Source organism: Nonomuraea fuscirosea, assembly GCF_003001935.1.
Taxonomy (GTDB): Bacteria; Actinomycetota; Actinomycetes; order Streptosporangiales; family Streptosporangiaceae; genus Nonomuraea; species Nonomuraea fuscirosea.
Map to the genome: position 1 here is coordinate 339,909 of NZ_PVNG01000001.1, position 13,178 is coordinate 353,086.

13 protein-coding genes are annotated in these 13,178 nt (G+C 72.0%); 5 read left to right on the forward strand and 8 right to left on the reverse strand.

Annotated elements, in window-relative coordinates:
• Positions 1-34: 34 nt before the first annotated feature.
• Positions 35-916, forward strand: coding sequence for a helix-turn-helix domain-containing protein (locus tag B0I32_RS01535; protein WP_106234267.1), 882 nt, complete (start codon positions 35-37; stop codon positions 914-916).
• A gap of 136 nt (positions 917-1,052) precedes the next feature.
• Positions 1,053-1,286 carry a DUF397 domain-containing protein gene (locus B0I32_RS01540; RefSeq protein WP_106234268.1) on the forward strand — a complete coding sequence of 78 codons (234 nt, stop codon included), beginning with the start codon at positions 1,053-1,055 and terminating at the stop codon, positions 1,284-1,286.
• 49 nt (positions 1,287-1,335) lie between these two features.
• On the opposite strand, the gene B0I32_RS01545 is transcribed toward B0I32_RS01540, so the two are convergent.
• The 5 genes from B0I32_RS01545 to B0I32_RS01565 all read right to left on the reverse strand — a co-directional run bounded on the left by B0I32_RS01545 (position 1,336) and on the right by B0I32_RS01565 (position 5,658).
• The gene (locus B0I32_RS01545; RefSeq protein ID WP_106234270.1) at positions 1,336-1,986 is read right to left on the reverse strand and encodes a maleylpyruvate isomerase N-terminal domain-containing protein; all 651 of its coding nucleotides are present in this window, start codon (positions 1,984-1,986) and stop codon (positions 1,336-1,338) included.
• A gap of 282 nt (positions 1,987-2,268) precedes the next feature.
• On the reverse strand, positions 2,269-2,580 hold the full coding sequence (locus B0I32_RS01550; RefSeq protein WP_080036407.1) for a WhiB family transcriptional regulator: 312 nt from the start codon (positions 2,578-2,580) through the stop codon (positions 2,269-2,271).
• A gap of 100 nt (positions 2,581-2,680) precedes the next feature.
• On the reverse strand, positions 2,681-3,556 hold the full coding sequence (locus tag B0I32_RS01555; protein WP_245955467.1) for a sucrase ferredoxin: 876 nt from the start codon (positions 3,554-3,556) through the stop codon (positions 2,681-2,683).
• A 103-nt stretch (positions 3,557-3,659) separates the two neighbouring features.
• Complete coding sequence (locus tag B0I32_RS01560) at positions 3,660-5,156, reverse strand: glycerol-3-phosphate dehydrogenase/oxidase (RefSeq protein ID WP_106234273.1); 1,497 nt, start codon at positions 5,154-5,156, stop codon at positions 3,660-3,662.
• Positions 5,149-5,658: a TetR/AcrR family transcriptional regulator gene (locus B0I32_RS01565; RefSeq protein ID WP_106234274.1), complete on the reverse strand. Its 510-nt coding sequence runs from the start codon at positions 5,656-5,658 to the stop codon at positions 5,149-5,151. Before B0I32_RS01565 ends, B0I32_RS01560 begins: the two co-directional genes overlap by 8 nt.
• 31 nt (positions 5,659-5,689) lie before the next feature.
• Here B0I32_RS01565 and B0I32_RS01570 point away from each other — a divergent pair, with 31 nt between their 5' ends.
• On the forward strand, positions 5,690-7,363 hold the full coding sequence (locus B0I32_RS01570; RefSeq protein WP_106234276.1) for an FAD-binding oxidoreductase: 1,674 nt from the start codon (positions 5,690-5,692) through the stop codon (positions 7,361-7,363).
• A gap of 71 nt (positions 7,364-7,434) precedes the next feature.
• On the opposite strand, the gene B0I32_RS01575 is transcribed toward B0I32_RS01570, so the two are convergent.
• Positions 7,435-7,848: a tetratricopeptide repeat protein gene (locus tag B0I32_RS01575; protein WP_146178001.1), complete on the reverse strand. Its 414-nt coding sequence runs from the start codon at positions 7,846-7,848 to the stop codon at positions 7,435-7,437.
• Positions 7,849-8,247: 399 nt separating this feature from the next.
• Here B0I32_RS01575 and B0I32_RS01580 point away from each other — a divergent pair, with 399 nt between their 5' ends.
• On the forward strand, positions 8,248-9,483 hold the full coding sequence (locus tag B0I32_RS01580) for a metallophosphoesterase family protein (protein WP_245955546.1): 1,236 nt from the start codon (positions 8,248-8,250) through the stop codon (positions 9,481-9,483).
• Positions 9,484-9,694: 211 nt separating this feature from the next.
• Positions 9,695-11,197: a bifunctional 3'-5' exonuclease/DNA polymerase gene (locus tag B0I32_RS01585; protein WP_219911636.1), complete on the forward strand. Its 1,503-nt coding sequence runs from the start codon at positions 9,695-9,697 to the stop codon at positions 11,195-11,197.
• Positions 11,198-11,325: 128 nt separating this feature from the next.
• On the opposite strand, the gene B0I32_RS01590 is transcribed toward B0I32_RS01585, so the two are convergent.
• Both B0I32_RS01590 and B0I32_RS58695 read right to left on the reverse strand, forming a co-directional pair.
• Complete coding sequence (locus B0I32_RS01590; RefSeq protein WP_106234281.1) at positions 11,326-12,603, reverse strand: MFS transporter; 1,278 nt, start codon at positions 12,601-12,603, stop codon at positions 11,326-11,328.
• A gap of 79 nt (positions 12,604-12,682) precedes the next feature.
• Complete coding sequence (locus B0I32_RS58695; protein WP_219911588.1) at positions 12,683-13,171, reverse strand: MOSC domain-containing protein; 489 nt, start codon at positions 13,169-13,171, stop codon at positions 12,683-12,685.
• Between the last annotated feature and the right edge of the window lie 7 nt (positions 13,172-13,178).

Below are 13,178 nucleotides of genomic sequence, written 5' to 3' on the forward strand. Positions count from 1 at the left end.
CATCTGCACGTGCAGATGACCTAGGAGCGGTGCAGTGAGCGCACAGAGCGCGGAAGGGCAGCTTCTCCGCCACTCGCCGGGAAGCCCGACAGTGCTGCGGATCCTGCTCGGGACCCAACTGCGCAGGCTCCGTACGGAGCAGGGTATCTCGCGCGAGGACGCCGGATACTCGATTCGCGCATCTCACGCGAAGATCAGCCGGCTGGAGCTCGGCCAGGTCAGCTTCAAGCAGCGCGACGTGGCCGACCTGCTGACCCTCTACGGCGTCACCGACCCGGCCGAGCGTGAGCCCCTGCTCGCCCTGGCCAAGCAGGCCAACGCCCCGGGCTGGTGGCACCAGTACGGCGACCTGCTGCCCTCCTGGTTCGAGGTCTACATCGGCCTGGAGGGGGCCGCGTCGAGCATCCGTACGTACGAGAACCAGTTCGTCCCCGGCCTGCTGCAGACGCCCGCCTACGCCAGGGCGGTGATCGAGCTGGCCCACGAGAAGGCGCCCAGGGCGGAGCTGGACCGCCGGGTGACGCTGCGCACCACGCGGCAGAAGCGGCTGGAGAGCGGCCTGACGATCTGGGCGGTGATCGACGAGGCCGTCGTGCGCCGGACCCTGGGCGGCTCGGAGACGATGCGGGGGCAGATCGCCCATCTGCTCGACATGACGGCCGAGCGGAACATCACCGTGCAGATCATGCCGTTCGAGCGCGGTGGTCACGCGGCGGCCGGCGGGCCGTTCAGCATCCTGCGCTTCCCCGAGCGAGAGCTGCCCGACGTCGTCTACATGGAGCAGCTCACCAGCGCCCTCTACCTGGACAAACCCGCCGACTCCGACCAGTACATGGAGGTCATGGACCGGCTCAGCATCCAGGCGGAGGAGCCGAAGGCGACCAGGCGCTTCCTGGAGCGGCTCATATCTGGATGAGTTCCTGGATATCCCTGTGATCCACTCCATACCGTGATTTTTGGTCGTCCGGTATATGGAGCTCTCCGTGCTGCCGTATTGTCAGCTCGCAAACGCGGATGCACGTGCATCCGTAAGATCGCGAGGAGCCGTCCCCATGCATGAGTTCCACAACGGAACGTCCGCCGGCCGCCTTCCCGTCGTCTGGCGCAAGAGCAAGCGGAGCAATCCCAACGGGAACTGCGTCGAGGTCGCGAACCTGCCCACCGGGGAGATCGCCATGCGCAACTCACGCTTCCCCGAAGGGCCCGCCCTGGTCTACACCCAGGCCGAGATCACCGCGTTCGTCCTGGGAGCCAAGGACGGCGAGTTCGACGACCTCATCGTCTGACGGAGCAACGCCGTCGCCCGGTTACGGTCGTACCGGCGGCGGGTTTCGGTCACGGAGTCTGTGACGGCGGCTCGTTGTACCAGCGCCACCGTGTCAGGCGCGGACGTCCGGGCAACTCGGCGCGGCCCGTGACCCACAGCAGCGCGGCCCATGGCTCGGTACCGCGCGGAGCGTCGGGGAAGAGCCTGTTCAGCACCCTCGCGCAGATCTCCGCGGGCGGATCCCAGTCGAGCCCCAGCCCCCGTGCCAGGTCGTGCGTGTGCACCAGGGTCTCCACCAGGCCCATCGCGGCCGAGGACGCCGCGTCCGCCGGCCCGAAGATGTGATGGGCGCGCGCGTGCGGAGGGGCCGTGCGCACCATCGCGCTCAGCAGCGCGCCGCTCGCCTGCAGCACCTGCATCAGTCCGCTCACGCCCGAGGCCCGGTCGGCGTGCACGGAGTTGCGCGGCCCGCCGGGCCGGCGGCTCTCGGCGGCGAAGGGGACGTAGACGTCCAGCGGCCCCGTGCTGAGGCCGAGCTGGACCGCGTAGGCGAACAGGTCGTCGGCCAGGTGCTCGGCGGTCTCCCAGCAGGTCCATTCGAGGTCGCCCGCCTTGGCGTTCCAGGCGGGTTCTGTGGTGTCCGCGAGGAGCTCGACGGCCAGACGCACGATCTCGTCCAGGTCGTCCGCGCTCACGGATGCGGTATCTGATGCCGGCATGTCAGGAACCCTAGCCGCCTGCCCCGCCGCGCCGGAGCCGGTCGTGCTCGCCGGAGACGACCCTGGACATGACTTCGGACCGCGGTTGGCGCCCGCGGTCCGAAGTCATGTGCTCCCTCCCGCTCGCCGCCGATTCGGCACGTGAAGCGGGGGGTTGATGATTGTGGTCGCCTGATCAGGCAGTTGTCCCGACCGGGTTCGCCAGAGCCTGTGCTTGGCTGGCCAGGCTCTGGTTCATCGGGACAACTGCGTGATCACGCGATGGTGACGCTGCCGGGTGTGTCAGGCGGCGGAGATGCCGGCGCTGGCCGCGCGGCGCATGCGACGGCGACGCTCGCTCGCCCGCTCGTCCTCGTTGAGACCGCCCCACGTGCCGTACTTCTCGGGCCGCGAGAGCGCGTAATCCAGGCACTCGTTGCGGACAGGGCACTGGGCGCAGATCGCCTTGGCCTTCCGCTCTCGTACGTCACGCTCGGGCTGCCGCTCCCCGTCGGGGCCGAAGAAGAGCACGAGGTCCTCACCCCGGCACGCGGCATCATCCTGCCAACCCCAGCTGGGGCGCGGGCGGGCGAGCTGCCGACGTACCTGAGACATGAGAAAACCACCTTCGTGAGAGGTATTTCGGTAATTGAGCCGCATTGGACGCTTTTGGCGTCACTGTTCCAACGCAACGTAGGGCCGTGATGTTCCCTGCTCAGGCGAGAGCGGGCGTGGCGTACCGCACAGGCGTGAGCCTGTCCAGCGAAACCAGCCGGTAGGTGGTGATCGTCTCGGCGCAAGCCGAAGCGGTGCCACACGGCGCCGTGAACGCCGATGGCTCGACCACAACCTGGAGCCGGACGTCCCCGATGCGCACAATGGCCTCGGTGACGTCGCCGTCCGTCCTGGAGGATTCCACGGCCACCGCGCCGACGGAGCACTCTCCCGTATGGGCTCGGGCGAAGTGCTCGACGGCCTGCAATGGCTCAGGGATGCCTGCGCGTCCCCGGTAGCGGTCGAGAATGACCTCGCCCGACCGGTACGCGTTAGCCGCTGCCAACGCAGCAGCCTGAGACATGCTGCCGTAGAAAATTCCGTGTGGCAAGCACACGAGGTTGGCGGCGTACCGATCGCCGCCAACGTGTGACGTTTCCCATACTCTGTCCGGCAGGTTTTCCGCCAGCGACCGAGCGAGGGGTAGTCCAATGCGGGCGCAGCACACATTGCGCTTGGCGTGCGTGCAGACCAGAAATACCGGCTCGTCTTCAAGTATGCAGGACTCCGGGACCACTCCGGCCACCAGCGCGTCCAGGTCAAGATCGTCGGGACCTGCGACGACACCCGAGGCCAACCAGGGGTTCGGCCCCGCCGCGTAGCCCACTAGCACACGGATCCCCTGCTCCTGCGGGCGGGTTCGCCTGCCTGGACGGCGGATCAGCTGGGGCCTGATACCGCGTTCGAGGGCCCGGCGGACGAGTTCTGAGATTTTTCCCGGAAGTTCGAGCGTTTCCAGGCGCGAAGGCCAGGCTCCGGTGTATTCGATGAGCAGCCACAGCCTGGCTCCCACGGTGGCGCTGGCCAGCGTGGGCACCTCCCCTGTGTGACATCCCGCGGGATGTTCGCAGCCCCTCGCCAACGTGCCTGTCCTCTCCCCGATCCGACTTAGGTAAGACTAACCTAACGGATCGGATGGGTCAGGCGGACGAGATCCGGTCGAGCACGGCCCGTGTCGCGGGCAGGGCGCGGTCCCTGTCCCGCCCGACCAGGCCGATCCTGGTCCGCCGGTCCAGCAGGTCGCCCTCGTCGAGCGCCCCCTCGTGCAGCAGGGACCAGAGCAGGTCGCCCTCGGTGAGGCCGAGCCCGACCTCCTCCGGGTGTCTCTTGACGAGCTCGTGCACGGCTCCGGCCTCCGCGCCGTAGCGCTCGGCCAGGCTCGCCGGCACCCCGGACGGCACCGGGCCCGCTCCCACGAGCGGGATCTTGCGGGTGCGGCACCGTCCGGCCCGGAGGTTCCCGTACGAGATCGCTCGATCCACCGCGTCCTCGGCCATGCGCCGATATGTCGTCAGCTTGCCTCCCACGACGGTCACCACGCCGCCGTCCGTGAGCACCGCGTGCCTCCTGGACAGGTCGGCCGTCCTCCCGTCGGCTGCCAGAAGGGGCCTGAGGCCCGCGTAGACGCCCGCGACCGCCTCTCTGGTCACCGGAACCTCAAGAACCCCGTTCAGCACCTCCAGAAGCGCTCTGACGTCCTTCTCGGGCGCCTCGGGCACATCGGGGACCGGTCCGTCCACCGGCTCGTCCGTCAGCCCGACGTGGACGCGGCCGTCGCGCTGCGGCAGCACGAGCGCGAACCGGTTGCTCTCGCCGGGGATCGGCAGGTGCATGCCCGCGATCTGCCCCGGCAGCGTGCCGGGTCCGAGCACCAGGTGCGTGCCGCGGGACGGGCGCAGCTCCACCGCCGGGTCGAGCGTGCCCGCCCACACCCCGGTGGCGTTGATCACCACCCTGGCGCGGATCGTGAACTCCTCGCCGGTCAGCTCGTCGCGCACGTCCGCGCCCCCGCCGGTCAGCCGCAGCGCACGGCACCTGGTCAGCACGCGGGCGCCGTGCCCGGCGGCGGTCCGCGCCACGGCCACCACGAGGCGGGCGTCGTCGAGCAGCCGCCCGTCCCACGACAGCAGCGCGCCGCGCAGCCCGTCCACGGCCAGCACGGGCGACAGCGTGTGGGCGCGGGCCGCGCTCAGCCGGGACGGGCCCGGCAGGAGGCGGCGGGAGGTGCGCGCGGCGGCCCGCAGCCCGTCGCCGAGCCGGTAGCCGGCCATCACCAGCGCCGCCTGCCCGCGCGACACCGCCCGGGTCAGCGGCAGCAGGTACGGATGCGCCTTCACCAGGTGCGGAGCCGTCCTGCGGAGCAGGATCCCGCGCTCGACCGCGCTCTCGTACGCGACGTCCACCTGCCCCTTGGCCAGATAGCGCAGCCCGCCGTGCGCCATCTTGGAGCTCCACCTGGACGTGCCGAACGCCAGGTCGTGCGCGTCGATCGCCGCTACGCTCAGCCCTCGTGAGGCGGCATCGAGCGCGGCGCCCGCGCCCGTCGCGCCCAGCCCCACCACCAGCACGTCCACCCGTTCGCCGGCCACCCGGCGCAGCTCCAGGGACCTTCTTGCGGCGTTCAGCGAGCTATCCAAGGTAGGCCTCCAGCAGGGCGGCGAGCTCGTCGTCGAGCTCGTCGAGCGTCACGGGGTCGAGCATGGTCGGGGCGGACAGCAGGAACGACTGGGCGACCAGCAGCACCGCCCTGGCCCTGCGCGCGTCGCCGACCACCGGCTCCAGCACCTCCAGCACCGCCTCGTGGGTGGCGCCGCGCCGGTCGAGCAGGTACGGCACGAGCAGTTCAGGGTCCGCCTCCACGATCTTGCGCCACAGCGGGTGACCGCGCAGCCCTCTGACGCCCGACACGACCGCGCGTACCGGGTCGGAGGTGTCCAGCCCCTCCACCACCCGTACCCATTCCCTGGTCATCACGTCGGCCACCAGCGTGCGCACGTCGGGCCAGCGGCGGTAGAGCGTCATCCGCGACACCCCCGCCCTGCGCGCCACGTCCGTGAGCGTCGTCCTGCGCACCCCGTAGGCGAGCACGCAGTCGCGGGCCGCGTCCAGAACCTCGTCGTTGTGACGAATCGACGTCATGTGTCACAGTGTATGCGTGACTGGAGAACCGATGCTGTGGTCCGGCTGGGGCGACCCCGCCCAGGCGCGCGAGCTCCCCGAGAGCGTCCGCGGGCTGCTGCGCGACCTGCTCGGCGTGCGCGCGCCCGCCACCCCCGCCGCCGGCCTGGAGTCGGTGCGGCTCGCGCCGGTCGCCCTGCCCGAGCCGCTGCTCGGCGCGCTGGCCGAGATCGCCGGAGCCGGGCACGTGCGGACCGGACACGAGGACCGCGTCCGGCACACGCGCGGCAAGTCCACCCCCGACCTGCTGCTCATGCGCGCCGGCGACGGCTCGGCGGCACCCGACGCGGTCGTGCTGCCCGGCTCGCACGAGGAGGTGGCCGAGCTGCTGCGGCTCTGCTCGCGGGAGCGGATCGCGGTCGTGCCCTTCGGCGGCGGCACCTCGGTCGTCGGCGGGCTCGCCGCCGCGCGTTCCGGCTTCACCGGGGTGATCGCGCTCGACCTCGGCCGGCTCGACCGGCTGCGGTCGGTGGACACCGAGTCGATGGTGGCCGAGTTCGAGCCGGGGGTGCGCGCTCCCGACGCCGAGCGGCTGCTGGCCGGGCACGGGCTGACCCTCGGTCACTTCCCCCAGTCGTATGAGTACGCCACGCTCGGCGGCTTCGCCGCGGCCCGCTCCAGCGGCCAGGCCTCCGCCGGCTACGGGCGCTTCGACGACATGGTCGTCGGCCTCACCCTGGCCACCCCGTCGGGCACCCTCGACCTCGGCCGGGCCCCCAAGTCGGCGGCCGGGCCCGACCTGCGCCAGCTCGTGCTCGGCTCGGAGGGCGCCTTCGGGGTCATCACGTCGCTGCGGCTGCGCGTGCGGCGGTCGCCGGCCGAGCGCCGCTACGAGGGCTGGCGGTTCCCGTCCTTCACGGCCGGCTCCGCCGCCGTGCGGGCGCTCGCCCAGGAGGGGCCGCTGCCGGCGGTGCTCCGGCTCTCGGACGAGACCGAGACCCTGATCGGCCTGGCCAAGCCCGACTCGATCGGCTCAGGCGGCTCCGGCGCCTCGGGCGGCACCGGCGGCTCGGGCGGCTCGGGCGGCTCGGGTGGGTCGGGCGCGCCGGATGATCCCGGCGGTTCGGGTGGATCGGGCGGTTCCGGGTGTCTGTTGATCGCCGGGTATGAAGGGGCAGCGATCGGGCAGCGGCATGCCGCCGCCTCGGCCGTGCTGGCGCGGATGGGCGGGGAGCCGCTCGGGCCCGAGCCTGGGCGGGCGTGGGAGCACGGCCGCTTCTCCGCGCCGTACCTGCGCGACTCCCTGCTCGCGGCCGGAGCCACCGTGGAGACGCTGGAGACGGCCGGGTTCTGGGCGAACCTGCCCCGGCTCTACGACGCGGTCAGGCTCGCGCTGCTCGGCGCGCTGGATCCGGCGCACCCGCCGCTCGTCATGTGCCACATCTCGCACGTGTACGAGACCGGCGCCTCGCTTTACTTCACCGTCGTCACCCCGCAGGACGCCAACCCCGTCGCGCAGTGGGAGCGGGCCAAGACGGCGGTGAACGCGGCCATCGTCGAGGCGGGCGGCACCATCACCCACCACCACGGGGTGGGCCGCGACCACCGCGACGCGTACGGCGCCGAGATCGGCCCGCTCGGCGCGGCCGTCCTGCGCGCGGTCAAGGCCGAGCTCGACCCGGCCGGCATCCTCAACCCCGGCGCCCTCATCCCCCCGCCGCCGTAGTTCGGGCCCGCGTCCGCATCCCCGTGCTGCCGTGGTTCCGGCCCGGGCCCGCGAACGGTCTCCTGGGCGGTTCAGTCGGTCCTGGGGACCTGTTCGGCCTCGGCCATGGTGGCGGCGGCCTCGCTGTAGCGGTGCAGGGCCTCAAGCGCCGTGGCCAGGCAGACCAGCGAGAGCACCAGGGGGCCGCCGCCGATCGGGCGGGCGACGGCCACCGCCTCCTGCGCGAGCGGCAGCGCCTCGGTCGCCCGGCCCCACCGCAGTTGCAGCTTGGCGGTCGTGCGCAGGCAGCGGGCGAGCAGTTCGGTGTACTCGCCGGGGGACTTCCGGGCCAGCGCCCTGCTCCTCGCGATCGCCTGGCTGGCGCTGTCCAGGGCGGCGCTGCCGCTCCAGCGCGGCCGGGTCTGGGCGAAGGCGAGCAGACCGACGATGGCGTCCATTTCCGAAGTGCCCTTCCGGGTCGCGTCGTCCGGGCCGTTACGCGTCATGGGAGCCTCCCTGGGCGGTCCCAACCGCTTGCTTGGGGGGTGAGGCTACACCATTGCGCACCTTGTGTGTTCCTTACGGTACGGAGCGTTCAGGATGCGCGAATGGTAGATCACCGTAAAGATGTGGTCATGGTGGAAGTTGCGGCCGAACGCGGAAAGCAGTCGTCGTCCCGGATCTCCGAGGAGGGGGCCGGCTGGGCCTGTGCGCAGACGGGGACGTTCGCGCAGCTCAGACCGGATCGCCGTGGTTTCTCCTGGCTCAATTTAGGGACGCTCTGGCGCTCGCGCAACGAGATCCTCGCGGGATTGTTCGGTGATCCTTCCGGACAGGTCCGGGCGCGCTGGGTGGAGGCGCAGGAAGCGCGGGGCATTGACCAGGAATTTCGCATCAAGCCGCCGGTGGGGGGAGATTTCACTTTCCTGTTGCTGGGCGATACGGGTGAGGGAGACGCGTCGCAGTACTCCGTTGTTCCGGGCCTGCTGAAAATAGGGGAAAAGACGTCCTTCGCGGTCATCGCCAGCGACGTGATCTATCCGACGGGATCGGGCAACGAATACGGCGACAAGTTCTTCCGCCCGTACCAGGGCTATGACGCCCCGATCTACGCCATCCCCGGCAACCACGACTGGTACGACGGGCTCGGCGGCTTCATGCGCGTCTTCTGCGACGCACCGCAGCTGAAGCCGAAGCCGGACCGGGGGCTGCGCGGGGTGCTGTGGCGCAAGCCGGAGACGATCGACGAGGCCGCGCTGGCCGAGGCGCGCAAGCTGCGGGGCAGGACGTCGCAGCAAGCGGGCCCGCCGGCGGCGCAGCCGGGGCCGTACTGGGTGATCGAGAGCGACAGCCTGCTGATCGTGGGCGTCGACACCGGCATCCGCAACGAGATCGACCGGGCCCAGACCGAGTGGCTGCGCCGCGTCTCCCGCGACCCGCGGCCGAAGATCCTCGTCACCGGCAAGCCGATCTACACCGGCAACGAGTACAAGCCGTCGCGGCTGGAGGACGGCGGGACGATCGACGACATCGTGCGCGACCCGGCGCACCGGTACGTCGCGGCCATCGGCGGCGACGTGCACAACTACCAGCGCTATCCGGTCAGGCTGGACGACGGCAGGGTGATCCAGTACGTCGTGACCGGAGGCGGCGGCGCGTTCATGCACGCCACCCACATCATCGACCGGGTCGACGTGGCCGGCGTGCACGAGGACGGCTTCAGGTGCTACCCGCTGCGCGGCGACTCGCTGTCCTTCTACAGCCAGCTCTACGCCAAGCGGCTGCGGATGAGGTGGCTCTACCTGACGCCGTCCGAGGCGGCCTGCATCATGTCGGAGCGCATCAGGAACGAGCCGGTCAGGACGATGGCAGGGCCCGTGCGGATCACCCGGCGGATGCGGTGGGCGGCCCGGCTGCTGGGGGCCTGGCCGTGGCCGCTGCGGCTGCCGGTGGACAAGGTGTTCCACCGGTTCCTGTCCGAGCTGTCCGACTGGGACACGCCGCCGTTCTTCAAGCAGTTCCTGCACGTCACGGTCACCTCCGACGCGCTCACCCTGCGCTGCTTCGGGGCCACGGGGTGCCTGGCGCAGGAGCTGGAACCGCCGCTGGAGGACGAGGTGCGCATCCCGCTGACCGTGTGACGGCCACCTGGCGGCCGTTCTGTCGGAGGCGTTTGGCACTCTTGACCTCGTGTACGTCGTGGTCGCGGGGGAGAGGCTGCTGCCGGTCGGGGAGACGCCGGGTCCTCCCGCGGCCGGTCCCGCCGGCGGCCGGGCCGGCGTTCCCGACGGTGATTCCGCGGGTGGCCGGGCCGGTGATCTCGCCGAGGTGCCCGCCGGCGGTCCCGATGGGATGGCCGGGGTCGTGCGGGAGATCGAGGCGGCGCGGGGGCCCCGGTGGGTGTGGGCCGACACGCGGGAGGCGTACCCGCCGCTGCTGGAGCGCGGCGTGCGGGTGGCGCGCTGCCACGACCTCGCGCTCACCGAGGGGCTGCTGCTGGCCTTCGAGGGCCGCTACGGCGAGCCCCGCTCGGCCAGGGCCGCCCACGCCAGGCTGCACGGCCTGCCCGTGCCGGACGATCAGCCGGACGCGCCCGGCACGCTGTTCGCGCCCGAGCCGCTCGGCGCGGAGGCGGTCGCCGAGGTGCTGGCCGACCAGCTCGCGCGGATCGCCGCGCTGCCCGAGCCGGGCAGGTTCCGGCTGCTGGTGGCGGCCGAGTCGGCGGGAGCGCTCGTGGCGGCCGAGATGTCGCAGGCCGGCATGCCCTGGCGCCGTGACGTGCACGACGCGCTGCTGACCGAGTTGCTCGGGCCGCGTCCCGTCCACGGCATGCGCCCGGCCAAGCTGCAGGCGCTGGCCGACGAGGTGGCGGCGGCGTTCGGTCATCCGGTCAACCCCGACTCGGTGCAGCAGCTGGTCAAGGCGTTCAAGGGCGCGGGGGTGGCGCTGAAGACGACCCGGTCGTGGGAGCTGAAGCGGATCGACCATCCGGCGGTCGCGCCGCTGCTCGCCTACAAGGAGCTGGCCCGGCTGTTCAGCGCGCACGGGTGGGCGTGGGCCGACCAGTGGGTGCGCGGCGGGCGGTTCAGGCCCGAATACGTGGTGGGCGGGGTCGTGTCCGGGCGGTGGGCCACCAGCGGGGGAGGGGCGCTGCAGATCCCCAAGGTGATGCGGCGCGTGGTGATGGCCGACGACGGATGGGTGCTGGTCGTCGCCGACGCGGCGCAGCTGGAGCCCAGGGTGCTCGCCGCGATGGCCGGCGACGGGGGGCTGGCCAGGGCGGCCGGGGAGATCGACCTCTACTCCGCGCTGGCGCAGGCGTTCGGGGGCGAGCGCGACCACGCCAAGATCGCGATGCTGTCCGCCATGTACGGCGGCACCAGCGGCGACGCCGCCAAACTGCTGGCCGTGATGCGCCAGCGCTTCCCGAAGGCCTACCAGTTCGTCGAGGACGCGGCCAAGGCGGGGGAGGAGGGCCGGATCGTCCGCTCCTGGCTGGGCCGCACCAGCCCGCCGCCGTCGGCGAAATGGAAGGAGCTGGTGTCCGGGCCCGAGGGTGCGCGCGCGGCCAGGGACCGGGGTCGCTTCACCCGCAACTTCGTGGTGCAGGGCACGGCGGCGGAGTGGGCGCTGGCGCTGCTGGCCGTGCTGCGCGGGCGGCTGCCCGAGCCGGCCCGGCTGGTGTTCTTCCAGCACGACGAGGTGATGGTGCACTGCCCGGCGGAGCAGGCGGGGGAGGTGATGGCGGCGGTGACCGAGTCGGCCGCCGAGGCGAGCCGGCTGCTGTTCGGGCAGACGCCGGTACGGTTCCCGATGGAGGCGGTCGCGGTCTCCTCCTATGCCGACGCCAAGTGACCCCTGGCAGCTGACCCGGACGCGGACCGGCCGCTCCGCCCAGAGCTAATGCCGGACGCGCGGAGCCGGCGGTCGAGGGTGGCGCGGCAAGAGCCGGGGGCTGGGTCGGGGGTGGGGCGGCGGCTGGGTCAGGGGACGTCGGGGGTGGGGTGGCGGCGGACGGCGACGAGCCACAGGCCGGCGGCGGCGACCATGATGCCCACGACCAGGCCGAGCATGCCGTAGCCCAGCATGCCGACGATGGCCCCGGCGACGATCGTCCCGGTGGCGCCGCAGACGTTCATGATCAGGTCCGACAGGCCCTGGACAGCGGGGCGGCCCTCCAGCGGGACCGACTCCGAGACGAGCGCGGAGCCGGCCACCAGGCCGCAGGACCAGCCGAGGCCGAGCAGCACGAGCGCCGCCGTGACCTGCCACACCCGGTGCCCGGCCGTGCCGGCGAGGGCGGCGGCGCTCAGCAGCAGCGCCATGCCGAGCACCAGCACCGGCACCTTGCCCGCCTTGTCGGCCAGCCAGCCCACGACGGGCGACAGCACGTACATGCCGGCGATGTGCAGGCTGATCACGAGGCCGATGACGTCCAGGTTCGAGCCGTCGTGGTGGAGTTTGACCGGAGTCATCGACATGACGGAGACCATCGCCGTATGGCTGACCGCGATCATGACCAGGGCGCGGCGGGCCATCGGGGTCGTGCGCAGGGTCAGCCACGCGGTCCTGATCGTCCGGTTGCGTCCGGGGCCGGGGTCTTTGCTGCCGTTCACCTCGCGAGCCAGCGTGAGCGGGTCGGGGCGGAGGAAGCCGATGACGACGATCAGCGCCAGCGCGAAGGCGAGCGCCGCGAACGCGAACGGCCCCGCCTTCTCCACCAGCCCGAGCCGCATGCCGATCTGGTCGGCGGGCTTGGCCAGGTTCGGGCCGGCCACGGAGCCGATCGTGGAGGCCCAGACGACCAGCGACAGGTGCCGGGCCGCGCGGCCCTTGGGCGACAGGTCCGTGGCGGAGTAGCGGGACGCCAGGCTGGCCGCGCTGCCGCCGCCCACCAGGACCAGCCCGGCCAGCAGCAGCGGCCAGGAGCGCAGGCTGATCGCCAGCACCGAGATGGCGCATCCGGCCAGGGCCGCCAGGTACGCCAGCGACAGCCCGGCCCGGCGCCCGCCCTGGCCCGACGCCTTGGCCGTGGGCAGGGCCAGCAGCGCCGCGCCGAGCACGGTGGCGGTGCCGGCGAAGCCGCTGATCACCGTCGAGCCGGACAGTTCGTCGACGACGACCGAGCTGAGCGCGAGACCGACGGCCACCCCCACCCCGCCCACGATCTGAGCTGCGGAGAGCACCACCAGGGTGCGGCGCTGGACGCGGGAGATCCGGTCAGAGGGGGAGACCGCGGGCTTCGTGGGGGCACTCGTCACCCGTGAAGTCTCGCATAACCCCTAACTTCGCCCCAAAAAGGACGGTGAATAAATTTGATCGGGAAAGCGGCATTTTTCATTAGAAAACGGTGACGGCGTCACCCGTGGCGATCTGTCCGGGTCCGTCCGGGATCAGGTTGATGCCGAACCACACCTTCCCGTCCCATTTGCGAAACCGGGCCAGCGTCCTGATGGGCTCGGGGCCCTTCGTGTACGTGGCCGGGTCGACCGTGGTCAGCACGCAGCGGTCGCACCGCTTGCCCACCCGGAACTCCACCTCGCCGATGCTCAGCCGCTTCCACTCGTCCTCGGCGAACGGCTCCGCCACCCCGTCGATCACCACGTTCGGCCGGAACCTGCGCATGGGCAGCGGCGCGGGCGGCTCCTCGCCCCGTTCCAGGGCCGTCTCCGCGATCCAGTCGTCGAGCCGGGCGAGCGAGGCGGCCGAGGTGAGCAGCAGCGGGTAGCCGTCGGCCAGGCTCACCCGGTCGCCGGGGCGGCCGTGGGCGGGATCGACCGGGCGCCGCGCGGGGTCGTCCAGCCACTTGAGCCGGACCGGCCGCCCCACCAGCGCG